Origin of the sequence: Ralstonia mannitolilytica (assembly GCF_905397375.1) — a bacterium.
Taxonomy (GTDB): domain Bacteria; phylum Pseudomonadota; class Gammaproteobacteria; order Burkholderiales; family Burkholderiaceae; genus Ralstonia; species Ralstonia mannitolilytica.
The window spans coordinates 493,306-518,835 of record NZ_CAJPVG010000002.1 but is presented as its reverse complement, the minus strand read 5'-3'; the positions used below and the strand labels follow the sequence as shown (position 1 = coordinate 518,835).

Genomic DNA, 25,530 nt, shown 5'->3' with positions numbered 1-25,530 from the left:
CGGCGCGGACGCACCGCCACGGCCGCGGCTCGACGCCTGACGCGCCGCAGCCAATGCCTCCATGGCCGGCGAGCGGCGGACCGGTGCAGCCGGGGCTGCCGCGGGCGCCTCGACAACGGCCGGGGCCGACGCAGAAACCGATGCGGTTGGCTGATACGCCGCACGCGGCGCCTCGACCACCGGCGCCGGGCGCGTCGCAGCAGGCGCTGCCTGAGCAGCCGCCACCGGAGCAGACGATGCCACCGCCGCCGCACGCTCAGACGCGGCCGAGGCCGCAGCCGATGGCACTGCCCGCTGCTTCGCGCCGCCGCCCGAAGGCGGGGGCGCATCGCCCCCGGATTGACCGGGCTGGAACGCCAGCATGCGCAGCAGCGTCATCGTGAAGCCGGCGTACTCGTCCGGCGCGAGGGCAAGCTCATTACGGCCGAGATTGGCAAATTGATAGAACAGCTGCACCGACTGCGCGTCGAAACGCTCTGCGAGGCGGCGCACATCATCTGCCTCCGGCCAGTCGTCCTGCACGGCAGCGGGCACGACCTGCGCCAGCGCGATCTTCTGCAGCAGCGATGCCAGGTCCTGCAGCGCACCCGAGAAGCTCAGGCTGCGGCCCGCCATCTCGTCGGCGATGTCAATGAGTGCAGCGCCGTTCTCGTCGGCAAGCGCATCGAGCAGGCGCACCAGATAGCTTTGGTCGATGGCGCCAAGCATGCCTCGCACCGCAGCCTCGCTCACTTCGCCTGCGCTGTACGCGATGGCCTGGTCCGTGAGCGACAGTGCATCTCGCATCGAGCCCTGGGCGGCGGCGGCCAGCAGGCGCAGCGCATTCGGCTCGTGAGCGATCCCCTCTTCACCGAGAATGCGGTCGAGGTGCGACACGATGTGCCCCGGCGGCATCTGCTTGAGGTTGAACTGGAGGCAGCGCGACAGCACCGTCACCGGGATCTTCTGCGGGTCGGTGGTCGCGAGGATGAACTTGACGTGCTCGGGCGGCTCCTCCAGCGTCTTCAGCATCGCGTTGAAGGCGTGGTTGGTGAGCATGTGCACTTCGTCGATCATGTAGACCTTGAAGCGGCCCGCCGTCGGGGCGTAGACCGCACGGTCCAGCAGTTGCGCCATCTCGTCGACGCCGCGGTTGGAGGCGGCGTCCATCTCGATGTAATCGACGAAGCGCCCGGCGTCGATTTCCGTGCATGCACGGCACACGCCGCAGGGCTGTGCGGTAATGCCGCCGTGCCCGTCGGCGCCCACGCAGTTCAGCGATTTGGCAAGAATGCGCGACAGCGTGGTCTTGCCAACACCGCGCGTGCCCGTGAACAGGTAAGCATGGTGCAGACGCTGCTGTTCGAGCGCATGCGTGAGCGCTTTCACCACGTGTTCCTGACCGACCAGCGTGGTGAAATCGCGAGGGCGCCACTTGCGGGCGAGCACTTGATAACTCATGCGGGGGATTGTAGCAAAGCGGGTTGAATTTCCGACGCGCTGATCGACGGTGAAACATCATGCGCACCGAGCGGATTGCAAGGATATTCGGGTGCGGCCATGCGAGTCGGTTACAATGGCGGTCGGACGGGCCTCCTCGCATGGCGGCGCGGTCAACCTGGTCAGGTCGGGAACGAAGCAGCCACAGCCGTTTTCCGCCAGTGCCGAGGGTCAGGCTCGTCCCCCTTCCCTTTTCCCTTCTGCATCGCCCCTCCCCTTCTTTGGTAGTCCTGTTCGCTTCAGAACAGCGCCCGCTGCGTGCCGTCATCGGCCGACTGCGCAGGCTTGGGCAACGATTCCAGATCGATCCATTCGCCCGCAGCGGTTGCCACGCCGGCGCGTACCGTGCAGCCTGGGTACATCGGCGTGACCGCGGCCACGTACCCACGCAGCTGTTCGGCGTACGCTGCGCGCTCAACGGGCAGCAGGCGCAGCTTGTAATCGACGACGAGGACCTCGTTACCGCGCTGGACCAGGCGGTCGATCCGCAACAGTGCGCCGTCGGGGCCGAACAGCTCGATCTCGTTATGTGCGGCGTCAAAGCGCGCGGGATCGAACACATGGGCCAACGCGTCGGCCGACAGCATGCGGCTCACGGCGTCGGCGGCGCGTGCGGCATCGGTTTGCGTCACGCCGCTCGCACCGAACCAGCGCGCGATGGTGGCGGCGTCCGGGGCACGTTCGGGCCGTCCGTGCCGCGTGAGGCGCTCCAGCACGGCGTGCAGCAATTCACCTTGCGCCACGGCGCCCTGGTCGAAGACAGCGTCCGCGCCTTCGGCCTGCATGCCTGCGCCACCCACGCGCACGGTCACCGTAAGCGGCGCGCGGAAATCGTGGTACGAGACGACTTCACCTTGCGCGGCAGCGGCGGTCTCTGCGACAGCAGCATCCATCATCGGCGCCGGCGATGCCACGCCGGCCGTGGCGAGCAGCGTGTACCAGCTTGCGCTGCCGTCGATGTCGGGCACCTCGCCTTCGTCGACCGACTGCGCGGCGGCGGCATCGCGCTTGTTGGCCACGCCGGAGACGATCAGCCCCTGCCGCGCACGCGTCATGGCCACGTAGAGCAGGTTCCAGTTTTCTCGTGCGGCAAGCGCCTGCTCCGCGGCAAACAGCGGATCACGCGCACGACCCCGCTCGGCGGCCTTGCCGAATGCGGAGAAGTGCGTCGGCGCATCGGCACCAGGGGGCCAGTCGATGAGGATGCCGGTGGTGTCTGCGCGGGTGTCGCTGTGATGGCTGTCGAGCAGCACGACAAACGGCGCCTCCAGCCCCTTCGAGGCATGGACGGTCAGGATCTGCACGGCATCCAGCCCTTCGCTGGCGACTTCGGCGTCGATCGCGTCGGGCGCTTCCGCGGCATCGCCTTGCACGCCTTCATCGGGGCTCTCTTCGTCATCACCCTGGCGGATGGCGCGCAACTCCGCCATGAACTTCGGCAGGCTGGGGTAACGGCCGCCATCCAGGTCCAGGGCGAGCTTCAGGAACGCATCGAGGTTGGCCAGCACCTGGTCGCGGTTGGCGGCTGGGGCGCGCTCGGCATAGCGGCGCTTGAGTTCGCCGGTGTAGACGATGTGATCGAGCAGGTCATGCACGGGCAGCGTGGGCGCGACGGCCAGCCAGCGCGCCAGCATGCGCTGCGCGTGAACCAGCGCAGATGCGGTATCGGGGCGGCCTGCCAGTGTGGTCAGGCGGTCCCACCAGGTCGTGCCCCCCCCGCCTTCACCGGACCCGGCGAGCGCGATGAGGTCATCGTTGGTGACGGCGAAGATGGGGCTGCGCAGGACGTGTGCGAGCGACAGATCCGCCTGCGGCGTCATCAGGAAATCGAGCAGCGCACACAGATCCAGCGCCTCGAGCGTCGCCAGCAAGCCGCCGCGGCGCGGGCTCAGATACGGCACGCCGGCATCGCGGAGCGCGCGTTCGTAATCGGCGAGGTAGCGCTTGCGGCGCACGAGCAACTGGAAATCGCGCCAGCAGACGGCGCGCTCGGTGCCGTTTTCGCGGATACGCTCGCCCGCGTGCAGCGCGCGCAGGCATGCTGCCACCTGGCGGCCTTCTTCATACCGCTGCGAATCGCCGGCCTCTTCGCGCGGTTCGCTCAGGGTGTCGCGCGGTGTGGTGTCGTCGGCCTGCGCGGCCTCGGGTACGGGCACGAGCGGCAGCAACAGCGCCTGGCCGACGGGTGCATCCACGGCGGTGCTTTGCTCGGCGTAGATCGGATAATCGCCGCGCGCGCGCGCCTGCAGAAAGACGGCGTTGACCCACTCGAGCACGGCCGGCGCATTGCGGCGCGTGCGGTTCGTACGCAGAACGGTGGCGCCGAACTCGGCGACGAGCATCTCGCGCGCCGCATCGAACAAGCGCGCATCGGCGCGGCGGAAACGGTAGATGGACTGCTTCGGATCGCCGACCAGGAAGACGCTCGGCCGCATGCCCGTGCCTTCATAACCGCGCAGCCACCCCTGGAGGATGCGCCACTGCATCGGGTTCGTATCCTGAAATTCGTCAAGCAGCAGATGCTTGTAGCGCGCATCGAGCCGCACCTGCAGATAGGCAGCCGTGTCTTCCTGCTGCATCAGGCGAGCGGCTTCCCATTCGAGGTCGGTGAAGTCCATGGCGCGCGCCTGTCGCTTGTAGGCCTGATAGCGGTCGATGAGCGCATCGCCGAGCGTGAACAACGCCGCGTTGACGGCGCGCACGCGGGCCTCCTGCCGGCGCGCCTGCACCACGGCCAGCGCTTCGCACAGCGCGGTGTGCAGCGTGACCAGCGTTTGTGCATGTTCGTCCCCGACGGCCTTGATGAGTGCCTTCGTCGGCTTGCAGGCCCGCGCCTTGCCGGCCTGCGTGTGAAACGCCGCGAACAGCGTATCGAACGCCTGCGCACGAGCCGCTTCATCGGACACGTCGATGCCGCGCGCCGCCGTGACGGCCGACTCGATCGCCACCGCGCGCTTGCCTTCCGCCGCGCCACCCTGCCCCAGCCAGCGCGACACGCGCAGCATGTCGGCCAGCAGCGTTGCGTCCTGCAGCGCTTCGATCAACGGATCGGTCGTCGCATCTTCGCCCAGCAGGTCGTCCAGCGCATCGAGCGGCTGTGCGCCTGCTTGCGTCTTGTAGGCCCACCAATCGCTGCGCTGATGGAACATCGCGTCGAGCAGGCGGCCGGCATGGAAATCGCCGACGAGGTCGGCAAGCGCCTCATATGCAGCGCGCAGCTCGGCCTGATCTTCTGCGAGGAGGCCGCGCCAGAACGGTGCCCAAGCCTCGCGGCGCAGCCGCCCGGCATCTTCCCGCAGCGACGCGCCCTGCGGCACGCCGGACGATAGCGGTGCACCGCGCAGCAGCGAGCCGAACCAGCCATGGAACGTGTCGATCGCCATGCGCGAAGGCGACTCGAGCACGCGCGCATACAAACAGCGCGCCGTGTCGATCAGCGCCGGTGCCTCGCGCTCGTCGACCGTGCGGGCGATCAGTTCGCGCACCACGCCCGCGTCATCGGCACTGGCGAGTTGGGCGAGGATGTCCAGCAGACGCTGGCGCATCTCTTCAGCGGCCTTGCGCGTGAACGTGATGGCCAGAATGTCGGACGGCGCGGCGCCAGCCAGCAGCAGGCGCAGCATGCGTGTGACCAGCAGCCACGTCTTGCCGCTGCCCGCGCATGCTTCGACCACGACGGAGCGCCGCGGGTCGCATGCCGCGCGCGAGAAGTCTTCCGGCGAGACCGGCGACCCGTCGCGTTCGTACGCGTGGTCGCTCATGCCTGCGCCTCCGGTTCACGTGGTGCGCCATCGGTCCAATACCCCTTGCGGCACAACCCTCGCGCCGCACAGTAGCGGCACGCGGATTCATCGCCAAACGCCGGCAGCGGTGCACCAGCCGCCAGCGCAGCCATGTCTTTTTGCATTTGTTCGATCAGCCAGTCGACGATCTGCGTGAAATCCGGCAGCGCAACGTCGCGTTGATCACCACGCGCCTCGCCATCGAGCGAGACCCAGCCGCCTGCCCCGGCGCGGGGCTCGAGCACACCGTAGAACGGCAGCTGGCAATCCTCGAACGGGGCCTTGGCGCGCCGTGTGAGCGCCATGGGCGACTGCGTCTTGTAGTCGAGCACCGCGATGCCATGCTCGTCGTGCACATCGACGCGGTCGATGCGGCCGCGCAGGCGCAGGACACGTTCGCCGGGCAGCGTGGTCGATGTCTCGGCGTCGATCTCGCCCGCCTCAAAGCGCCAGCCGTCGGCTTCGCGCGCAGCCTGCCACGCAAGGTATGACGGCATCACCGCCTGCCAGCGCCGATAGAAGCGCAGCGCGTTGCCGTCTTCGGCCAGCAACGGGCCGAAATGCGCGTCGGTGAGCGCCTGCAGCAGGGCTTGCCGCTCTGCGGGGTCGTGCTTCGGCGTCTCGCGCAACTGCTGGTGGAAACGATGGAGGATCGCGTGGAGGATCTCGCCGATATCGCGCTTCTCGAGCTCATCGGACACCTCCTCCAGCTCGCCCAGCCGCAGCATGCGGCCGACGAAGAACTGGTACGGACAGCGGCGCAGGCTGTTGTAGGCGGCGGCGCTCAACGTCGACGGCACGAGCGCGGGCGCGGCGGGTGCGGGCATATCGGTCGGCCGGCTCGACGTCTGCAGGTTGGGCAGGACGACCGGCGTCTCGATCCGTACGCCCGCCACGGCCAGCCGGCGCTGCAGCCGCTCGAGCCAGCCTGACAACCGATTGGGCTCGCCCCGGCTGCCGTGACGCTGCCAGGTCAGCACGACTTCCTCTTGGTTGAGCAGCACCTCGGCCAAATCGCGCGCTTGCTGCGCAAAACGCTGTGCGCGGTCAGGCAGGCCAAGTTCGCGGCGCACGTCGTTGGAGAAGAACAGCCACTCGGGCTGCGCAGATGGCAACTGGGCGTCGTCACAGCCGACCACGACCACGCCGTCGAAGCGCCGCATCCGCGCGCCGTTGAGCGGCAGGATGACCACGCGGCGATCGGCCGGCGGCGCCGGCTCGCTGAAGACGGCCGATTCCAGCAGCATCGACAGCAGCGAGCGCCACTCGGCGAGCGAGAAGCGCGCCCCCGCATCGGCACTGCCATGCACCGACATGCGCAGACGGTCCACCCAGTCGAGCAGCTGACGGCCCGCGTCGTCGTTCTGCAGGCCGATGCGCATGTGCAGGCGGTCGAGCGTACCGGCCAGCAACGTTACCCAGGCGTCGAGCGTGGCGTTGCCGGCCCGGCGCCACAGCGCCGCCTCGTCCGCCAACAGGCCGAGGCGGTCAGCGAGGCGGCTCGGCTGCGCGGCGCCAGAAGCGGCGTCGGCATCCTGAGCCTCGCGATCTGCCACCAGCCGACGCAAGCGCCCCCAGCCGCCCGTGACGTTGTGGCGGCGGACGCGGCGCTCCAGTTCCGCCACCCATGCCGGCGTACCGGTGCCGGCCTGCGTATCGCGCAGGCAGAACGGACTCTTGACGAAATCGAGCAACGCTGCGGTATCGCCATCGCCCTGCACCACATCGATCCAGCGCATCAGCGCGGCGGCCGCACGCGTGGTGGAGAGCTTCCAGCCGGTCTCATCCCGCACCGGCACGTTCACGCGAGCGAGCAGCGCCCGCACGCGCCGCGCGACGATGCGGTCCTGCGCCACCAGCGCGAGCGAGCGTCGTCCGGCATTCAGCCACGCGACGAGCGTATGCGCCGCAAAGGCGGCCTCGTCTTCAAACCGTGCGGCCCCTGCGATGTGCACGGCGGGTGCGCCAAGCGCGTCATCGGCGTCGTCATCCTCGTGGTGGCCCGGTGTGGCGCATTCGGGCCAGGCATGGAGCAGCAGATGGCGGAAATCGGCATGCGTGGCGGGCGCGGAGGCAGACTGCGCCTGCCCTGCATGCCAGTCATACCCGACGACCAGCACCGGCACGCGTTCAGCGGCACGCTGCAGAAAATCGAACTCGACGGTGTCCGGGTCGGTCGGGCTCATCCACACGATCGGGCCGCGCAACTCGGCAAGCAGGCGCCGCATGGCGCGCAGCCGCATGGGGATCGGATCGGCGGCGCTGGAAAGCAGCCGCCAGAACGTCAGGACGATGCGCGATTCGGTGCCAAGAAACCGCTCCGACAACTGCGCATAGGTACGCTCCAGCGCCTGGGCCAGCACGGCTTCGAGTTCATCGGAGCGGCCCTGCGCGTCGCCATGCGTGGCATCGAGGTTCAGCCAGCGCTGTGAGAGTTCATCGGAGACGGTCACCAGCACCTGCGCCACGCCCCAAAGTGCCGCATCGTCCTGCGCACCGAGCGCTTCGCGCAGCCACGCCTGGGTCTTCAGTGCCTGCTGCACCGCCAGCAGCCGCGAGAGCGGCGCACGTGCGGCGGGCGCATCGGGCTCGGGCGGCAAATCGAGCAGCCAATGCCCCAGCGTCACAATGCGCGGCAGCAGCCGCGGCGTGCCCGAAGCCTGGGCGCTCGCGTGCAGCGCATTGCGCACGCCAGGAATCTGCGCTGCCGTCGGCACGACAACGGTGGCCTGCCCCGACGGCGCCGCAGAAGACTGCACATGCGCATCCAGGAAGCGCCATGCCGCGTCGGCGGCACGCGAAAGGAATGCTGGGCCTGGCGCGAAAGCAAGCGTCTGCATGCGGCGTCGATCAAGTGGCGAGAAAGGAAACGCAGCCCGTGGCCTTCAACCTGCGGCTATTGGCGCGATAGACACAATCAACGATTGAAAATGGGCGCGCCGGTACTATATCAGCAGCATCCGCGCGGGCAGTGGCGCCAATGCACGCCAGCTCGCGTAATCGTGTAATGTATGGGTTCGGCGCACGTCGCCAGCTTTTACGAAATAACAGAGGTTCCCGCCATGAGCGAACAGATCAAGTATGTGAGCGACGCGTCTTTCGAGGCCGACGTGCTCAAGTCCGATAAACCCGTGCTGGTCGACTTCTGGGCCGAATGGTGCGGCCCCTGCAAGATGATCGCCCCGATCCTCGACGAAGTCGCCAAGGACTACGGCGACAAGATCCAGATCGCCAAGATCAACGTCGACGACAACCAGCAGGTTCCGGCCAAGTTCGGCATTCGCGGTATCCCGACGCTGATCCTGTTCAAGAACGGCGCCGTGGCCGCCCAGAAGGTGGGCGCGCTGTCGAAGTCCCAGTTGACCGCTTTCCTGGACAGCCACGTCTAAGCCTTCGGGCTCCGAGGCGGCGCGCAGTCTCTGAGCCGCCTCCGCACACGCTGGCGCGCTTTCGCCTGGAAGCCCGCCAGCGTTGTGCTAAGATTGCAGCCAATCTGTTTCCCCGAGCGTTCGCTCGACCTTTTTCCCCCTCCCCGCGTTTTCCCGTTTCGCCGCCCGTTCGGGCCATTCCCATTCTTTCGTCTATGCATCTGACAGAACTGAAATCCCTGCACGTGTCCCAATTGCTGGAAATGGCGGGACAGCTGGAGATCGACAACGCGCAGCGCATGCGCAAACAGGAATTGATGTTTGCCATCCTGAAGAAGAAGGCGAAACAGGGCGAAACGATTTTCGGCGACGGCACGCTCGAGGTGCTGCCCGACGGCTTCGGTTTTCTGCGTTCGCCCGAGACTTCGTACCTAGCCAGCACGGACGACATCTACATCAGCCCGTCGCAGATCCGCCGCTTCAACCTGCACACCGGCGACACGATCGAAGGCGAAGTCCGCACCCCGAAGGATGGCGAGCGCTACTTCGCGCTGGTGAAGGTCGACAAGGTCAACGGCCAGCCGCCGGAAGCGGTGAAGAACCGCATCATGTTCGAGAACCTGACGCCGCTGCACCCGAACAAGCCGCTCACGCTCGAACGCGACATCAAGGCCGAAGAGAACATCACCGGCCGCATCATCGATATGATTGCCCCGATCGGCCGGGGCCAGCGCGCGCTGCTGGTCGCCAGCCCGAAGTCGGGCAAGACCGTGATGCTGCAGCACATTGCGCACGCCATTACGGCCAACCATCCGGAAGCAGAACTGTTCGTGCTGCTGATCGACGAGCGTCCGGAAGAAGTGACCGAAATGCAGCGCACCGTGCGCGGCGAGGTGGTGGCCTCTACGTTCGACGAGCCGGCCGTGCGTCACGTGCAGGTGGCCGAAATGGTCATCGAAAAAGCCAAGCGCCTGGTGGAGCTGAAGAAGGACGTGGTGATCGTGCTGGACTCGATCACGCGCCTGGCCCGCGCCTACAACACCGTGGTGCCCACCTCGGGCAAGGTGCTGACCGGCGGTGTGGATGCCAACGCGCTGCAGCGCCCGAAGCGTTTCTTCGGTGCCGCACGCAACCTGGAAGAAGGCGGTTCGCTGACCATCATCGGTACGGCGCTCATCGAAACCGGCAGCCGCATGGACGACGTGATCTATGAAGAGTTCAAGGGCACCGGCAACATGGAAGTGCACCTGGAGCGCCGCCTGGCCGAGAAGCGTGTCTACCCGGCCATCAACCTGAACAAGTCCGGCACGCGCCGCGAGGAACTGCTCATCAAGCCGGACATCCTCCAGAAGGTGTGGATCCTGCGCAAGTTCATCCACGACATGGATGAAGTCGAGGCGATGGAATTCCTGCTCGACAAGCTCAAGTCGACCAAGAACAACGCCGAGTTCTTCGACATGATGCGACGCGGCGGCTGATCCTTCGCCCGCATGACGAAAAAACGCACCTCCCGGGGTGCGTTTTTTTTGGCGGCGTCACCCGTGCTCGCCTCCTGGGGGAACCCTTCCGGGCCATTTGCGCACGCCGATAGTTCATTCGCATTACGAGACGCGGGCGCAAGCGTTTGCGTTCATCGTCCTTAAACGTCATCGCCAAAGCGAAACCCCGCAACCATACTGCAAGCCTGGCCCGGCCGAGCCGCCGGTCAGGATGAAGTCACCACGAAAAATCGAACGGGGGAAACCATGCGCAATGAGTCGCTGGAATGTACTGCTGCGTGCCGAACCGTCGTGGTGGCGTCACGCGCAGGGTTGGGGGAGATTGACGAGACGATCCTGGGCGCCGACTGGCGTGTGCGGCGCGTCACGTCGGTGCGCGAACTGGGCTGTGCGATCCGCGATGGCGGCCCCAAGGCCGGACTGGTCGATTTTGGCAGCAGCTTCTCGGCCGCCGAGCTGGACCTGCTGGAGCGCTGCATGCAGGTGCCGCAAGTCGGCTGGGTCGCGGCCCTGCCCCAGGCCATGCTGAGCCATGAACGCGTGCGCAGGCTGGTGCGCGACTATTGCGTCGACTACGTGCAGATGCCGTTGCGCACGGACGAGGTTGCGTACTCGTTGCGTCATGCGTGGGGCATGGCGGCGCTGGCTCAGGACGTCGCGCCGGCACCGAAACCGACTCACGCGCGCATGCTCGGAGAGTGTCCTGCCATGCATAACTTGTTCCGCGCCATCCGCAAGGTTGCGCAGAACAGTGCGCCGGCCTTCATCGCGGGCGAGTCGGGCACCGGCAAGGAACTGACCGCACAGGCCATTCATGAAGCGTCGGCGCGTGCCAGCGGACCGTTCATCGCCATCAATTGCGGCGCGATCCCACCGCACCTCATCCAGTCCGAGCTGTTCGGCTACGAGAAAGGCGCGTTCACGGGCGCGCACCAGCGCCACATCGGCTGGGTCGAGCATGCCAATGGCGGCACGCTGTTCCTCGATGAAATCGGCGACCTGCCGCTGGAGAGCCAGGTCAGCCTGCTTCGCTTCCTGCAGCAAGGCACGATTACGCGGCTGGGCGGACATCAGGCCATTCCGCTGGATATCCGCATCATCTCGGCTACGCACGTGGACCTGGAGGCCGCACAGCACCATGGTGGCTTTCGCACCGACCTGTTCCATCGGCTGTGCGTGCTGACGCTGTCGGTCCCGCCGCTGCGCGAGCGCGGCAGCGACATCGTCCTGCTTGCCGAGCACATCCTTGCCCAGCACGCGAGCGAGGCTTCGCATCGCATCCGCGGGTTCACCCCGTGCGCGCTGCACGCGATGATGCACTACCCGTGGCCCGGCAACGTGCGCGAACTGATCAACCGTGTCCGGCGCGCACTGGTGATGACCGATAACCGCAAGATCTCGGCCGCCGATCTTCACCTGGAGGGCTACGCCTCGGTGTCGGGCCAGACGCTGGAAGAGGCACGCGAAGGCGCCGAATCGGATGCCATCCGTACCGCCATCGCCCGCAACGGCTTTCACATGGGCATGACGGCGCGCGAATTGGCGGTCTCGCGCGTGACGCTGTATCGGCTGATGCAGAAGCACGGCATCCGCGCCGAACATCCGCTCCATCCGGCCTGAGCGGCTCCGCCCACGAAGCGGCGGCGACGCCTGCGCCGGGGGGAATCCGGTTGTTGGCCGAATGCATCCTGCTTCCAGAATCGCCATGAAAAAAAAAGTGCCCGCCGGGGGACGGAGCACGAAACGGTTGCGTGGCCCGCCCACGCACCGGCGGGCTCCACGTTGCGGCAGTGTCACATGGACGACACGACGCGGCAGCAGGCCGGCCCGCGGCATGCCGCGGAGCCTTGTATGGGCGCGGGCGGTGCCCATACCCCACTTCCGAGGGGGTTGCGCCCGATTCCCTGGCGTTGGATTGTTAAGCCACGCATGCGAGGTACTCGGTTCGCCGTCCGGCAGCACAGGCACGACAGAACCGGGGGATGGATCGAATGCGCGGGTGGGAAGAAGATCGATGGCGGCTTGCACCGGCAACGTATCGGTGAGAACGCCTCGCCAGGCGACCAGCAGCGCGGCGGTACGCTGCACCAAGGCGCCTTCTACTACGAGCGCACGCGTCACGGCGACCACGGCCGCAAGATTTGCGACCACTCCGGTCTCCTCGGTCATCCACCTGAACGGCAAACGCCGAGCACTGCGCTGCGCGATTGCTGGCATGGCTCGCTCCTCCCCGGAGAACAGAGAGCGACATCCGTGCCATGACGTTTAACGCCTTGTTTTTACGGGATATTCAGCACGCGGAAGATCGCTTGCCCCATCGCCCCTGCGGGATGTTGTGTCATGGCTGAAACCGCCACCGCAGCAAGAGTGCCGCGACGGGCCGTTCTCCACGTCGAACGGATTGCGCGCCCTGGCAAATACCCCACAACCGTTGCCAGGGCACGCTCACGAGGGTCCCGAGACATGGCCGTGGCAACTGTCATTTTTGACATACGCCACTAAAATGATTCGGAACGGGGGTCTGCTCTGGTCTGTTTCTCGCCTGGAGCGACAAGGATGTTCGCAAGATCGGTAACAGGTCGAGAACAACGATGAACACTGTTTTGATCGAAGCCCATCCGTTGGTGCGTACGGGCATTGCGCACCTGCTACGGACGCTCAAGGGCGTCACTGGCGTCACCATCGTCGAACCCGACGAAGGGATGTTTGACGCCATCGAAGCCAATGCCGACGCGGGTCTTCTGGTCATCGGGCTGCCGCTTCCACAGCTGGACGAACTCTCCGCCATTGGCGAGATCATGCACCGGCCCCATGCGCGCCACGTGGTCGTGCTGGCGGAATCCGAATCCCCCGACATCATCCGCACGCTCATGCAGATGGGCCTGTCGGGCTACACGCTCAAGCACTCGCCGGGCGAAGTCATCGCGGCTTCGCTCGAACTGGTGCTCGTGGGCGGGCAATACATCCCGGCCAGCGCCCTGCTGCCGGAGTCCCGCCTCGACGGCGCACCCAACCCGGCGCTGGCGGGTGATCCCCAGACCGACCCCAAGCTGCTTGGCATCACACCGCGCCAGTATGAAATCCTGGTGCTGCTCTCGCGCGGGCACCCGGTCAAGACGATCAGCCGCATGCTGAACATCTCCGAAGCCACCGCCAAGGCGCATATCAGCACGCTGTACCGGCGCCTGAAGGTGCGCAGCCGTACCGAAGCCGTGTACGTCGCAAACCAGCGCGGCGCGCGGCTGCTGTCGGTAGCCTGATCCTTCCAGAAACACGAAAGCTCGCGCCGATATACTGGTCGCATGCTTTCGTCGGTCTTACGCTGGTTTTCTAGCCGCACACGCTCGCGGCGCCTGGCGCGTTATGCCATTTCAGACGCGCTGTGGTCGCGCACGCTCGCGGGGCTCCCATTCCTGCTGAACTGGCCGCAGGCCGACCTCCTCCGCCTGCGCGAGACCGCCACGCTGTTCATCGCCGAGAAGGAATTCACGACCACGCACGGCTTGCCGCTCACCGACGAGATGGTCATCAGCATTGCCGTGCAGGCCAGCGTGCTGGTACTGGAACTGGGCATCGCGTGGTACCGCGGGTGGCACGGCATCGTCATCTACCCAGGTGAATTCGTCATCCGCAAAGAGGTTATGGATGAAGACGGCGTCGTGCACGACGTACGCGAGGAGGCTTCCGGAGAGGCATGGGAGCACGGGCCCGTCATCCTGTCGTGGGAGGACATCGAACTCGGCGGCGCGTCCCCCGAGCCCGGTGCCCAGCCGTACAACGTGGTCGTGCATGAATTCGCGCACAAGCTCGATATGCTCAATGGCGAATCCGATGGCATCCCCGCGATCTCATCGCGCTTGCATGCCGACGTCGATCGCGAGCCATGGGCCGACGCACTCTACGCCGAGTACGATGCGTTCGCCGATCGGTGCGGGCAGGTTCCGCAGCGCCGGTGGGATACCGATCCGATCCTCTCGCTGCTCGATCCGTACGGCGCGCAGCATCCCGCGGAGTTCTTTGCGGTGGCGTCCGAAGTGTTCTTCGTCGAACCGGTGGCCTTGCTCGAGACACTGCCATCGCTGTATGCGCTGCTGCAGGCGTTCTACCTGCAGGATCCGGCACGGCGCGTGCTGCATGCCGGACAACGCCAGGAGGGGTTCTTGCCATGACGATCCGCCAAGCGCTTCACACGCTTCTGCTCGGTTGCTGCTTCATTGCAGTCCCGAGCTGGGGGCAAGGAACGGCTCCCGTCGTTCTTGGCGTGACCGCGCAGCTGGACGGACAGTCGGAAACGCAGCGCGTCACGCTGCCTGCGGATACGTCCACCGGGCAGCACGTCGCACTTCTCGAGCACACCCAATCGTTCGACGTGGGCGGCTCCATGCCGCGTACCCAGTGGGAGGAGCGCTTCGCGGCCGGCCTGCCCGATGACACCATTACGCTCGGCTGCGACGCCACGGTCTGCCAGTTCATGCGCCATCGCTGGGCCAAGACCGGCGTCGACGTGAGCCTGCGGCCCATGGCCGCGTCGGGCGACTTCCAGCCCCTGTCGATCGGCGTGACGCTGCATCGCTTCCGCCCGTCGCCCGATGCGGAATCCCCCGCCCAGGTGGACACCTGGACGCGCAACCTCGACACCTCGTTGCGTGTGGGCGACATGCGGACCATCGATATGGACGGCCGCGGCGTCCTGACCATCGAGCGCCTGGCCGCGCCCTGACGGCGCCCGCGCGGAAATATGCGCATAACGTCACTGCAAGGCGTCGGGAAACGGCGGATTTTATGGCCGGCGCGTTGCCCAAGCCTTTGTTTCTCTGGCATAATCGCCGTTTCTCCACCCGGCAAGTGATTCGACGGCTGGCCGCTCGACGCTCCTCGCAATTGAGCGCCTGAAGCGCGCCGCGAATTGGCTACCTCAACCCCAGGGCCCATCATGAAAGAAGGCATTCACCCGAATTACCGCGAAGTCGTGTTCCAGGACATGTCCAGCGACTTCAAGTTCATCACCCGCTCGACCATCCAAACCAAGGAAACGATCACGCTGGACGGCAAGGAATACCCGCTGGCCAAGATCGAAGTCTCGTCCGAATCGCACCCGTTCTACACGGGCCAGCAAAAAGTTCTGGACACGGCCGGCCGCGTCGAAAAGTTCCGCCAGAAGTTCGGCAGCAAGGCAGGCAAGGCCGCCAAGTAATGCCGGTGCCGGAGACGGCTCACTGCATGACTCGTCTCCCTGGTCCGAAAAAGGCAGCTCCGGCTGCCTTTTTTGTTTCTTGGCACAATGTCGGGTTTTTGCGCCCGACCCTCTCTCGATCGGCACGCTGTTGTGCAACCGCGGCCGGGTCCGCCCGGTCTGACACCCGATGAACACCACCCGCGTCTCGCGCATCCGCCTGACTGCCGCCGCCACCCGCGAACTGCCGCGCTGGCTGCTGCTCGCCATCTGCGTGATCTACGGTTTGTCCGGACTTTTCTCGCGCGACCCGTGGAAGAACGAAGACGCCGCGGGCTTCGGCGCGATGTGGACACTGGCCACCGGCAACGCCCAGGACTGGCTGATGCCGAACATCGTCGGGCGCCCGGTCGTGCAGGCCGGACCACTGGTGTTCTGGATCGGCGGCGCGTTCATCCGCCTGTTCGGGCAATGGCTGGGCCCAGCCGATGCCTCGCGCCTGGCCACCGCGCTTTTCTTTTTCGTCACCTGCGCCTGCATCTGGTATGGCGCCTATCTGCTGGGCCGCCGCGCAGAAGTCCAACCGTTCGAATTCGTGTTCGGTGGTCAGCCCAACACCCGGGACTACGGCCGGACGCTGGCCGACGGTGCACTACTGATCTTCCTGGCCTGCGTCGGTCTGGCGCAGCGGGGCCATGAAACCACCCCGCTGGTCGGCGCGCTGTGCTTCGTGGCGGTTGCCATCTACGGGCTGATCCGGGCGCTGGACAAGCCGCTGTACGGCAGCGTGCTGTACGGCATTGGCGTCGGCTGCCTGTCGCTCGCGGGCGGGCCCCTCCTGCCGCTGACCATCACGATCGCCGTGCTGATCACCGCGCATGCCACACGGGCGCTGCCGCTGAGGCCGCTGCTGACCGTGGCGCTTCCCATTTCCATGGTGCTTGGGCTGTCGTGGCCAGCATTGGCCTACCTGCTGGCAAGCAACCCGAATGACGCCGTCAGCTTCGTCCGCGACTGGGCGCGCTTTGACCGCCATCAGTATGCGGGGCCGACCGGCCACTCGCTCGGCTTTATCGCGCGCAACCTGCCGCTGTTCGCGTGGCCGGTGTGGCCACTGGCCGCGTGGGCGTGGAAGAGCTGGGGCGGCATGCGGACCGCGCCGCATATCGCCCTGCCGCTGGCCGTCCTGGCGCCGCAGATCGTGCTGCTGCTCATGCAGCCGCAACCCGGCGACGACGCCTTTCTGCTGCTGATTCCGCCCATGGCGATCATGGCCACGTTTGCGCTCCCCACGCTCAAGCGCGCCGCGATCAGCGCCATCGACTGGTTTGCCCTGCTCGCCTTCACCATCCTGGGCGGCACCGTATGGCTGCTGTGGATCGCCAAGATGACGGGCTTCCCGCCGCAGCTTGCGCGCAACGTGTACCGCATCGTGCCGGGCTACCGCCCCGAGTTCAGCTGGACGGCCCTGGCGTGCGCACTGCTGGTGACCGCCGCGTGGGTACTCATCGTCGTCTGGCGGACCTCGCGCGCGCCCAAGGCCATCTGGCGCGCGGTCGTGATCTCGGCGGCCGGCACCACGCTGATGTGGGTGCTGATGATGACGCTGTGGCTGCCCACCATCAATTACGCCAAGACTTACCGCGACGTTGCACAGTCGGCCGCGCTGGCGCTGCCGCAAACCTACACATGCGTGCAACCGATCCGCATGGGCGACGCACAGCTCGCCTCGTTCGCCTACTTTGGCCATATCCGCTTTGGCAACCCCGAGGACAACTGCGACATCCTCCTGCGCCATGATCCGTACGACTACGGCGCGCCGGCGAGCATCTCCAATTACGAATGGCGGCTCATCTGGGAAGGCCGCCGCCCGGCCGACCGCGACGAGCACTTCCGCATGTACCGTCTGACCGAGGCCGCGGCCGCCACACATCCGCCACCCGCGCCGGCCACGCGCCGTCGCAAGCTGCGCCAATAACGTTCCGATGTTCTTTGCCGATGTCCGTCGCATCGTCGCGCTCGCCTGGCCGGTGCTGATCGGCCAACTGGCCGTGATCGCCTTCGGCGTGCTCGACACGGCCATGGCCGGGCGCGCATCGGCCGCGGACCTTGCGGCGATCGGGCTGGGCGGGTCGATCTACGTCACGGTCTACATCAGCCTGATGGGCGTGCTGCAAGCCCTGTCCCCCATCGCGGGGCAACTGTATGGCGCCCGCAAGCACGGAGAGATCGGCGAGGAAGTCCGCCAGGCCGCCTGGCTCGGGCTGGCCCTCTCAGCCGTCGGCATGCTGATCCTCTGGTTTCCCGCCCCGCTGCTGCATCTGGCGGACGCAACACCGGAGCTGGCCGAGAAAGCGACCGCCTACCTCCGCTACGAGGCGCTGGCGCTGCCGGCGGCGCTCGGCTTTCGCATTTACTCGGCGCTGAACAATGCCCTGTCGCGGCCGGTCATGGTGACGGTGCTGCAGTTGGCGGGGCTTGTGCTCAAGTTTCCGCTCAATGCGGTGTTCCTCTACGGTGGCCTCGGGCTACCGGCGATGGGCGGCCCCGGTTGCGCGCTCGCCTCGATGATCATCAGCTGGTTGTGGTTCATCGCCGCAGCGGTCATCCTGATACGCAATCCAGCGTACGCGCCGTTCTCGATCTTCACGCAGTACTCGCCGCCAAACCGCGCGCGGCTGTGGGCGCTGATCCGACTCGGTGTGCCGATGGGGCTCACCTACCTGATCGAGATCACGTCGTTCACCCTGATGGCGATCTTCATTGCACGGCTGGGTACCGTAGTCCTGGCCGGACACCAGATCGCGGCCAACCTCGGCGCGGTGGCATACATGGTGCCGCTGTCCCTGTCGATCGCCACATCGACGCTGGCCGCGCAATCGATTGGCGCACGGGATCGAGGGGTAGCGCGACGCATCTCATTGAACGGCATCAAGCTGGCCGTGCTCTGTGCAGCCGTCGTTGGTGTGGCGGTGCTCGTCCTGCGCTGGGAGCTCGTCGGGCTCTACACGCGCGACGCAGCCGTCCTCGCGATCGCGGTGCCGCTACTGCCCTTCATTGCGTTCTATCAGATGTTCGACGCGCTGCAGGTGATGGCCGCGTTCATCCTGCGCGCCTACAAGATCGCGCTGATCCCGACACTGATCTATGCGCTCTCGCTGTGGGGCGTCGGCCTGGGCGGCGGGTACGTGCTGGGCTTCGGGCTGCTGGGCGATGCGGCTGCCCAGTTGCAGGGCGCTGCGGGCTTCTGGGCTGCCAACGGATTGAGCTTGATGGTTGCCGGCGCCCTGCTTGTCGGCTATTTCAACCACGTCAGCCGCATCCACGATTAATGCGGCGCCTTTAATCGCGCTTTAAAACTCCAGGGACACTTCTGGGACATTGCGCGGAAGTGAAGCGCAAAAGAAAAAACCCGCTGCAAGCAGCGGGTTTTGATTTGGCGGAGTGGACGGGACTCGAACCCGCGACCCCCGGCGTGACAGGCCGGTATTCTAACCGACTGAACTACCACTCCTTGTCGGCTTGCTCGACCAGCTAGAGACTGGCTTTGCGATTGAGCTTCTGGTTAAGCTCTTGTTTTGGCGTCCCCTAGGGGATTCGAACCCCTGTACTCACCGTGAAAGGGTGATGTCCTAGGCCTCTAGACGAAGGGGACAGAAACTGTTTTGCAACGTTTTCTGTCTTACGCTGCGAAGTCCGCTACTATAACGAACTTTTTAGCGTTTTGGAAGCTTCTTTTCAAATTTATTTTTGAATCGAATCTTCCGGCATTTTGGTGGAGCTAAGCGGGATCGAACCGCTGACCTCTTGCATGCCATGCAAGCGCTCTCCCAGCTGAGCTATAGCCCCAAGTTATTGCTTTTTACCGCGTTTTCGCTTCGTGTTGCAGCGAAAACAAGAGTATAGGGGAAGTGTTCAGCGCTTGGCAATACCCTTTCGAAAAATTTTTTGCGCGGCCGGCATCACGCGGCCAGGCGGCGCAGAACGACATCGCGACCGAACAGTTCGAGCACGGCGTCGATGGGCGGCGTCTGCAGTTGCCCCGCCACCAGCAGGCGCACCGGCATGGCCAGCTTGGGCATCTTCCAGCCGTGTGCGGCAAGGACGTCCTTGAAGGCCGCCCCGATCGCCTCGCGCTTCCACTCAGGCAATGCACCGAGCTTCTCTGCAAGGGCGGCAATGCCCGGGCGGACGTCGCCAGTGAGGTGCTGCGCAGCGAGTTCCGGATCGACGCTCAGGTCGGTCCGGTAGAACAGCAGCGCGGTCTGCGCAACTTCGCGCAGCGTGTTGGCGCGATCCTTCACCAAGGCAATGACGTCGGCCAACACCGGACCACCGTCGACCTTGCCACCGAGCTCTTCGATGAACGGCTTCACGAGGCCGGCCAGGCGCGCGTTGTCGGCCTGCTTGATGTAGTGGTTGTTCAGCCAGGCGAGCTTTTCGGGATTGTATTGAGCGGGCGATTTGCCGAGGTGCTCCAGGTCGAACCATTCGACGAACTGCTCGCGCGAGAAGATCTCGGCGTCGCCGTGGGCCCAGCCGAGACGGGCGAGGTAGTTGACGATGGCTTCCGGCAGGTAGCCCGCATCGCGGTAGCCGGTGACGCTCATGGCGCCATGGCGCTTGCTCATCTTCTCGCCCTGCTCGTTCAGCACGGTCGGCAGGTGCGCGTAGACGGGCGGCGTACCGCCCAGCGCACGCAGGATATTGATCTGGCGCGGGGTGTTGTTGACGTGGTCGTCGCCGCGGATGACGTGCGTGATCTGCATGTCCATGTCGTCCACGACCACGCAGAAGTTGTACGTGGGCGTGCCATCGGGGCGCGCGATGACGAGGTCGTCCAGCTCGTCGTTGGAGATCTCGATGCGGCCCTTGACGGCGTCATCCCAGACCACGCTGCCGCCGATCGGGTTCTTGAAGCGGATCACCGGCTGCACGCCTGCGGGCGGCGTCGGCAGAACCTTGCCGGGTTCCGGGCGCCACGTGCCGTCGTAGCGCGGCTTCTCACCGCGCGCGCGCTGCGCCTCGCGCAGGGCGTCGAGCTCTTCGGTGCTCATGTAGCACGGATAGGCCATGTCCTGCTCGACCATCTGCGCAATGACCTCGCGGTAGCGATCCATGCGCTGCATCTGGTAGAACGGGCCCTCGTCGATGTCCAGGCCGAGCCAGTCCATCGCTTCGAGGATCACGTCGACGGCTTCCTGCGTGGAGCGTTCCACGTCGGTATCTTCGATGCGGAGGATGAAATCGCCGCGCATCTTGCGGGCAAACGCCCACGGATACAGTGCCGAGCGGATGTTGCCGAGGTGAATGAAACCGGTGGGGCTGGGAGCGAAACGAGTGCGGACGCGCTGGGTCATAGGAATGGCTGAACGAAGAGGGCCACGCAGTCGGATGACAGGCGGCCCTGTAAAACGGAAATTATAGCAACCGCGCCCCGCGCAGCTGCCCGGCCCGCCGCCGAACTTTGGCACAATGGCGGCCGGCTGCAGCGCCCCTGACGCGACTGCGCCGATCTCTCACCGCCCTGACCGTCCCCATGCAACGCCGCTTATTCCTGGGCGCCACCGGCGCCTCCATGCTGTCCGCGTGCACCGTCACCGGCTTTTCCTCGGGCAAGACCGAAACACCGGTCACACCGCCGACGGCCGTGCTGCCGCCCACGGCACAACCGGCCACCCTGCCCGTACGCATCGGGCTGGCTCTGGGAGGCGGCGCCGCGCGCGGTTTCGCGCACATCGGCGTCATCAAGATGCTCGAAGCGCAGGGCATCCAGATCGATTTTGTGACCGGCACCAGCGCCGGCAGCGTGGTCGCGGCGCTCTATGCGTCGGGCATGTCGGGGCTTGAGATGAACCGCATGGCGCTCAAGATGGACGAGGCCCTGATCGCCGACTGGGCGCTGCCGTTCGGCACCCGCTTCGGCGGATGGCTCAAGGGAGAAGCGCTGGAGAAGTACGTCAACCGCCTGGTCAAGCAGAAGGCCATCGAACAGATGCGCACGCCGCTGGGCATCGTTGCGACGGATCTGGCCAGCGGCAAACCGATCCTCTTTCGGCGCGGCAATACCGGCCAGGCCGTACGCGCGTCGTGCAGCATCCCGGGCGTGTTTCAGCCCGTGACCATCGGCGGACGGCAATACGTGGACGGCGGGCTCGTCGCCCCGGTGCCCGTGACGTACGTCAAGCAGATGGGCGCAACGTTCGTGATTGCGGTGAACATCTCGGCGGACCCGTCCAGCCAGGCTGTATCCGGCCAGGCCAGCATGCTGCTGCAGACCACCGCCATCATGGGCCAGAGCATCAACAAGGCCGAACTCGCACAGGCGGATGTGGTGATCACTCCATCGCTGCCGTTCGTGAAAGGCAGCGACTTTGCCGCACGCAACGAGGCCATCCTCGCGGGCGAGCAAGCCGCGCAGGCCGCCATGCCGCTGCTGCGCGAAAAGCTGCACCTCACGCAGACGACCGCGGCCTCTCCGTCGTCGCCGCATTGAGCCCACCCGCGGCGGGCAACAAAAAAGACCGCCTCGGCGGTCTTTTTTCTTCGACACGTGCCAGATCAGCCACCGTACATGGCCAGCGGCTTGCCAGCGGCGTTCGGATCGATGCGCTTGAGCTGCTCGACAAAGTTGTCCGCACCATCCTTGATGGAGCTCGCGTTGCCATCGATACGGCGCGCACCGTTGTAGCGCGTCACCCAGTACGAGGCCGTCATGTCATCAACGCGGATCTTGCTGCCGGTGGACGGCGCATGCACGAACTTGTTGTCACCGATGTAGATGCCGACGTGCGAGAAGGTGTGGCGCATGGTGTTGAAGAACACCAGATCGCCGGGGCGCAACTCGGCCATGTCGACACTGGTGCCGACGCGGCTCATCTCAACAGCGCGGCGTGGCAGCAGGAAACCGAAGGTGTCGTTGAAGACGTAGCGGACAAAGCCGCTGCAGTCGAGGCCCGATTCAGGCGTGTTGCCGCCGAAGCGATAACGCAGGCCGATCATGCCCAGCGCGTTCATGACGACGTCGCCGGTTTTGCTCATCACGTTGGAGATGAGGCCGGGCTTGGCATCGGACTTGGCGTCGGCGTGAACTTCCGTGTCCTTGAAGACCGTATCAGCCTGTACTGCATTCGACACGATCACGCCGCAGCCGATCACAACCCCTACCGCCAGGCGCGCCATGGAATGAAGTACGAAGTGCTGCATTGGTTCTCCCTCGGAAACTCGTTATGGTCGGCCACACATACGCCAACCGAAATGAGAACAGTCCGAATCCTGTTAAAAACAATCTCGCAGGATGATAAAAGTGACACTTTGACTTGTCAAAGGTCGTTACAAATTTCCCTGAATCCATAGACGAATCAGGTACTTACACATGACTTTCGATGCGCATTCTTACAAATAGGACGCCCCAAAACTGCACCGCTTTTGGGAGCGGACGGCCGTCCTTACGGGTTATCCCGAGCAGGAATGAGTGACGCGGCGGCCATGAGTTTGCAGGTATACGGATGCGAAGGTGACGCCAGAACCGCCTCCGTGTCGCCCTCTTCGACCACTTTTCCGTCCTTCATCACGATCACGCGATGTGACATCGCCCGGATCACGGCCAGGTCATGGCTGATGAAGAGATACGACAAGTTGTACTTTTTCTGAAGGGCGGACAGCAGCGAAAGCACCTGCTGCTGGATGGAGACATCGAGTGCGGAAGTCGGCTCATCGAGCACCAGTACCTGCGGCTTGAGGATCAGCACACGCGCGATAGCAATGCGCTGGCGCTGGCCGCCCGAGAATTCGTGTGGATACCGCCCGAGCGCCGTGCGGTCCAGGCCGACTTCCCGCAGGGCTTCGATCACGCGATGCCGACGGTCGGCGGCGTTGATATGCGGCTGATGCAGCGCGAGGCCCTCCCCCACGATCTCCTCGATCGTCATGCGCGGCGACAGCGAGCCATACGGATCCTGGAACACGACCTGCATGCGTGCACGGACGGCGCGGCGTTCATCGCGCGAAATGCGCAGCACCGAGTTGCCGAGGAAACGCAGATCGCCGCCCTTCGGCGCCTGCAGCCCGAGCAGCGTCTGGGCAAGCGTGGTCTTGCCCGAGCCGGATTCGCCCACGATGCCAAGCGTCTCGCCTTCGCGCAGCTGCAGCGACACCGCATCGACCGCGGTAAATGGGTCGGAGCGGAACCACCCGGCAAAGCCCGGTCGATGGCGTTCGTACGTGACCGTGAGCCTGTCGGCTTCGAGCAGGACCGGGGCAAGCGGCACCAGGGGCAGCACGTCGCGTTGCGGGCGGCTCTCGAGCAGGCGCACCGTGTAGGGATGCTGGGGCGCGCTGAACACGTCGGCCGTATTGCCGCTCTCGACGAGCACGCCGCGCTCCATCACCCCGACGCGCTCGGCAAAGGCGCGCACCATGTTGAGGTCGTGCGTGATCAGCATGATCGCCATGCCGAACTCGGCTTGCAGTTCGCGCAGCAATTGCAGGATCTGCATGCGCACAGTGACGTCCAGCGCGGTGGTCGGTTCGTCGGCCAGCAGCAGCTTGGGCGAGCATGCCAGCGCCATGGCGATCATCGCGCGCTGGCGCTGCCCGCCCGAGAGCTGGTGCGGAAACGCGTCGAAGCGGCGTGGCGCCTCGGTAATCCCGGTGCGCTCGAGCAGCGCAATCGCGCGGGCCTTGGCAGCGCGCTTGTCCAGGCCTTCGTGCAGTTCCAGCGTTTCGACGATCTGGTTGCCGATCGTGTACAGGGGGTTGAGCGCCGTCATGGGCTCCTGGAAGACCATGGCGACGTCGGCGCCGCGCAGGCCGCGCATCTCGCGCTCGCTGGCGGCGAGCAGGTCTCGACCCTCGAACAGGATGCGCCCGCTGTAGTGCGCATCGGCCAGCAGCCGCATGATCGACAGGGCGGTAACGGACTTGCCCGAGCCGGATTCCCCAACCAAGGCAAACCGCTCGCCCGCCTGCAGGTCGAGCGAAACGTGCTTGACGGCCTCAGTCGTCTCGCCGTGCTCGGATTCGAAGCGCACGCACAGATCGTCCAGCCGCAGCAGCGGGCCGTCGTACCGCGGCGCGGGGGAGCGCAGATCAACGCGGCTCATTTCACCCCCGCCGGCTTTTGGCGCGCACGCAGGTGCGCGAATGACAGGCGCGTGTCGAACGCATCGCGCAGCGCGTCGCCCATGAACGTCAGCAGCACGAGGGTTAGCACGAGCACCACGAAGGTCGACAGCGAGATCCACCACGCATCGAGGTTGGCCTTGCCTTGGGCGAGCAGTTCGCCGAGGCTCGGCGTCGACGGTGGCACGCCCAGGCCGAGAAAATCAAGGCTCGTGAGGGCGAGGATGGCCGCGCTCATGCGGAACGGCAGAAAGGTGATCACCGGCGTGAGGCTGTTGGGCATGATGTGGCGCCACATGATCTGCCAGTTGGACAGGCCCATGGCCCGCGCCGCCTTCACATAGTCCAGCGAGCGGTTGCGATAGAACTCGGCGCGCACGTAGTCCGACAAGCTCATCCAGCCGAACAACGACAGCAGGATGATCAGCAGGCCGAGGCTCGGTGTGAAGATCGACGCGAAGATGATCAAGAGGTACAGCTCTGGCATCGAGCTCCAGATCTCGATCAGACGTTGCGACACCAGATCGAAGCGCCCACCGAAAAAGCCCATGAGGGCGCCGGTGAGCGTGCCGATCAGCACCCCGAGCAGCGTGAGCGCCAGCCCGAACAGCACCGAGACGCGAAAGCCATAGAGCAGCCGCGCAAACACGTCGCGCCCCCGGTCATCGGTGCCGAGCCAGTTTTCGGCCGACGGCGGCGCCGGATTGGGCTCCTTCGAGAAGTAGTTCAGCGTCTCGTACGAATACGGATTGGGCGGATAGATCGCGAAGCTGCCGGGCTCCTTGAACTTCTCGCGGATGTAAGGATCGAGGTAATCCGTGGGCGTGGGGAAATCTCCGCCGAACGCCGTTTCGGGGTACGTCTTCACGATCGGGAAGTACCACTTGCCGTGGTACCGCACGACCAGCGGCCGGTCATTCGAAATGGCCTCGGCCGCCAGGCTGAGCACGAAGAGCACGACAAAGATGACGAGGCTCCAGTAGCCCAGCCGATGCTGCTTGAAGCGCCGCCATGCACGCTTGAGCGGCGACGGCGAATGGCGCACCGCATGCGGCGCGGCGACGTTGGACGGATGTGCGGAGGTACGCGAATACTGGGTCATGATG

17 protein-coding genes, 3 tRNA genes and 1 other RNA gene are annotated in these 25,530 nt (G+C 65.6%); 11 read left to right on the top strand and 10 right to left on the bottom strand.

From position 1 onward, the window contains the following. The coding region (locus KHN96_RS08115) for a DNA polymerase III subunit gamma/tau (protein WP_211888716.1) at positions 1-1,440 on the bottom strand (1,440 nt) is incomplete at its 3' end. A gap of 125 nt (positions 1,441-1,565) precedes the next feature. On the opposite strand from KHN96_RS08115, the gene ffs reads away from it, so the two are divergent. Continuing rightward, positions 1,566-1,664, top strand: an RNA gene (gene ffs, locus KHN96_RS08110) — signal recognition particle sRNA small type. 54 nt (positions 1,665-1,718) lie between these two features. On the opposite strand, the gene KHN96_RS08105 is transcribed toward ffs, so the two are convergent. Then, positions 1,719-5,240, bottom strand: coding sequence for a UvrD-helicase domain-containing protein (locus KHN96_RS08105; protein ID WP_062739241.1), 3,522 nt, complete (start codon positions 5,238-5,240; stop codon positions 1,719-1,721). Further along, positions 5,237-8,101 carry a PD-(D/E)XK nuclease family protein gene (locus KHN96_RS08100; RefSeq protein ID WP_062739242.1) on the bottom strand — a complete coding sequence of 955 codons (2,865 nt, stop codon included), beginning with the start codon at positions 8,099-8,101 and terminating at the stop codon, positions 5,237-5,239. The genes KHN96_RS08105 and KHN96_RS08100 overlap by 4 nt, the downstream gene beginning before the upstream one ends. A gap of 222 nt (positions 8,102-8,323) precedes the next feature. Here KHN96_RS08100 and trxA point away from each other — a divergent pair, with 222 nt between their 5' ends. The 9 genes from trxA to KHN96_RS08055 all read left to right on the top strand — a co-directional run bounded on the left by trxA (position 8,324) and on the right by KHN96_RS08055 (position 18,633). Further along, positions 8,324-8,650 (top strand): thioredoxin TrxA, encoded by a 327-nt coding sequence (gene trxA, locus KHN96_RS08095; protein ID WP_045786555.1) that lies wholly within the window; start codon positions 8,324-8,326, stop codon positions 8,648-8,650. Between the two features lie 194 nt (positions 8,651-8,844). Further along, positions 8,845-10,107, top strand: coding sequence for a transcription termination factor Rho (gene rho, locus KHN96_RS08090; protein WP_045786554.1), 1,263 nt, complete (start codon positions 8,845-8,847; stop codon positions 10,105-10,107). A gap of 267 nt (positions 10,108-10,374) precedes the next feature. Further along, complete coding sequence (locus KHN96_RS08085) at positions 10,375-11,748, top strand: sigma-54 dependent transcriptional regulator (protein WP_062739243.1); 1,374 nt, start codon at positions 10,375-10,377, stop codon at positions 11,746-11,748. 971 nt (positions 11,749-12,719) lie between these two features. After that, entirely contained in the window at positions 12,720-13,388 is a 669-nt protein-coding gene (locus tag KHN96_RS08080; protein WP_062739244.1) for a LuxR C-terminal-related transcriptional regulator, read from the top strand. A 42-nt stretch (positions 13,389-13,430) separates the two neighbouring features. Continuing rightward, the gene (locus KHN96_RS08075; RefSeq protein ID WP_062739245.1) at positions 13,431-14,297 is read left to right on the top strand and encodes a M90 family metallopeptidase; all 867 of its coding nucleotides are present in this window, start codon (positions 13,431-13,433) and stop codon (positions 14,295-14,297) included. Then, the gene (locus KHN96_RS08070; protein ID WP_062739246.1) at positions 14,294-14,848 is read left to right on the top strand and encodes a hypothetical protein; all 555 of its coding nucleotides are present in this window, start codon (positions 14,294-14,296) and stop codon (positions 14,846-14,848) included. Before KHN96_RS08075 ends, KHN96_RS08070 begins: the two co-directional genes overlap by 4 nt. 213 nt (positions 14,849-15,061) lie before the next feature. Next, entirely contained in the window at positions 15,062-15,322 is a 261-nt protein-coding gene (locus KHN96_RS08065) for a type B 50S ribosomal protein L31 (RefSeq protein WP_045786549.1), read from the top strand. Positions 15,323-15,491: 169 nt separating this feature from the next. Continuing rightward, on the top strand, positions 15,492-17,279 hold the full coding sequence (locus tag KHN96_RS08060; RefSeq protein ID WP_062739247.1) for an ArnT family glycosyltransferase: 1,788 nt from the start codon (positions 15,492-15,494) through the stop codon (positions 17,277-17,279). A gap of 7 nt (positions 17,280-17,286) precedes the next feature. Next, positions 17,287-18,633: an MATE family efflux transporter gene (locus KHN96_RS08055; protein WP_115043968.1), complete on the top strand. Its 1,347-nt coding sequence runs from the start codon at positions 17,287-17,289 to the stop codon at positions 18,631-18,633. A gap of 105 nt (positions 18,634-18,738) precedes the next feature. On the opposite strand, the gene KHN96_RS08050 is transcribed toward KHN96_RS08055, so the two are convergent. The 4 genes from KHN96_RS08050 to gltX form a co-directional block, all read right to left on the bottom strand. Then, positions 18,739-18,815, bottom strand: a tRNA-Asp gene (locus KHN96_RS08050). Positions 18,816-18,880: 65 nt separating this feature from the next. After that, positions 18,881-18,956 (bottom strand) — tRNA-Glu (locus KHN96_RS08045). A gap of 118 nt (positions 18,957-19,074) precedes the next feature. Beyond that, positions 19,075-19,150 (bottom strand) — tRNA-Ala (locus KHN96_RS08040). Positions 19,151-19,263: 113 nt separating this feature from the next. Beyond that, positions 19,264-20,661, bottom strand: a complete 1,398-nt coding sequence (gltX, locus tag KHN96_RS08035) for a glutamate--tRNA ligase (protein ID WP_062739250.1) — start codon at positions 20,659-20,661, stop codon at positions 19,264-19,266. Between the two features lie 179 nt (positions 20,662-20,840). On the opposite strand from gltX, the gene KHN96_RS08030 reads away from it, so the two are divergent. Further along, complete coding sequence (locus KHN96_RS08030) at positions 20,841-21,797, top strand: patatin-like phospholipase family protein (RefSeq protein WP_045786545.1); 957 nt, start codon at positions 20,841-20,843, stop codon at positions 21,795-21,797. Positions 21,798-21,862: 65 nt separating this feature from the next. Here KHN96_RS08030 and KHN96_RS08025 read toward each other — a convergent pair whose 3' ends face one another. From KHN96_RS08025 to KHN96_RS08015, 3 genes are all read right to left on the bottom strand, one after another. Next, positions 21,863-22,507: a C40 family peptidase gene (locus KHN96_RS08025; protein ID WP_045786544.1), complete on the bottom strand. Its 645-nt coding sequence runs from the start codon at positions 22,505-22,507 to the stop codon at positions 21,863-21,865. 242 nt (positions 22,508-22,749) lie between these two features. After that, positions 22,750-24,405, bottom strand: a complete 1,656-nt coding sequence (locus KHN96_RS08020; protein ID WP_045786543.1) for an ABC transporter ATP-binding protein — start codon at positions 24,403-24,405, stop codon at positions 22,750-22,752. Continuing rightward, a complete protein-coding gene (locus tag KHN96_RS08015; protein ID WP_045786542.1) occupies positions 24,402-25,526 on the bottom strand; it encodes an ABC transporter permease in 1,125 nt (374 codons plus the stop codon). The genes KHN96_RS08020 and KHN96_RS08015 overlap by 4 nt, the downstream gene beginning before the upstream one ends. Positions 25,527-25,530 lie beyond the last annotated feature (4 nt).

Bases quoted from the DNA above. Each gene is read 5' to 3' on its own strand.
- KHN96_RS08060 (WP_062739247.1), top strand. From the start codon at position 15,492: ATGAACACCACCCGCGTCTCGCGCATCCGCCTGACTGCCGCCGCCACC.
- KHN96_RS08085 (WP_062739243.1), top strand. From the start codon at position 10,375: ATGCGCAATGAGTCGCTGGAATGTACTGCTGCGTGCCGAACCGTCGTG.
- KHN96_RS08030 (WP_045786545.1), top strand. From the start codon at position 20,841: ATGCAACGCCGCTTATTCCTGGGCGCCACCGGCGCCTCCATGCTGTCC.
- KHN96_RS08025 (WP_045786544.1), bottom strand. From the start codon at position 22,507: ATGCAGCACTTCGTACTTCATTCCATGGCGCGCCTGGCGGTAGGGGTT.
- KHN96_RS08015 (WP_045786542.1), bottom strand. From the start codon at position 25,526: ATGACCCAGTATTCGCGTACCTCCGCACATCCGTCCAACGTCGCCGCG.
- gltX (WP_062739250.1), bottom strand. From the start codon at position 20,661: ATGACCCAGCGCGTCCGCACTCGTTTCGCTCCCAGCCCCACCGGTTTC.
- rho (WP_045786554.1), top strand. From the start codon at position 8,845: ATGCATCTGACAGAACTGAAATCCCTGCACGTGTCCCAATTGCTGGAA.
- KHN96_RS08070 (WP_062739246.1), top strand. From the start codon at position 14,294: ATGACGATCCGCCAAGCGCTTCACACGCTTCTGCTCGGTTGCTGCTTC.
- KHN96_RS08075 (WP_062739245.1), top strand. From the start codon at position 13,431: ATGCTTTCGTCGGTCTTACGCTGGTTTTCTAGCCGCACACGCTCGCGG.
- KHN96_RS08065 (WP_045786549.1), top strand. From the start codon at position 15,062: ATGAAAGAAGGCATTCACCCGAATTACCGCGAAGTCGTGTTCCAGGAC.
- KHN96_RS08105 (WP_062739241.1), bottom strand. From the start codon at position 5,240: ATGAGCGACCACGCGTACGAACGCGACGGGTCGCCGGTCTCGCCGGAA.
- KHN96_RS08020 (WP_045786543.1), bottom strand. From the start codon at position 24,405: ATGAGCCGCGTTGATCTGCGCTCCCCCGCGCCGCGGTACGACGGCCCG.
- KHN96_RS08055 (WP_115043968.1), top strand. From the start codon at position 17,287: ATGTTCTTTGCCGATGTCCGTCGCATCGTCGCGCTCGCCTGGCCGGTG.
- trxA (WP_045786555.1), top strand. From the start codon at position 8,324: ATGAGCGAACAGATCAAGTATGTGAGCGACGCGTCTTTCGAGGCCGAC.
- KHN96_RS08080 (WP_062739244.1), top strand. From the start codon at position 12,720: ATGAACACTGTTTTGATCGAAGCCCATCCGTTGGTGCGTACGGGCATT.
- KHN96_RS08100 (WP_062739242.1), bottom strand. From the start codon at position 8,101: ATGCAGACGCTTGCTTTCGCGCCAGGCCCAGCATTCCTTTCGCGTGCC.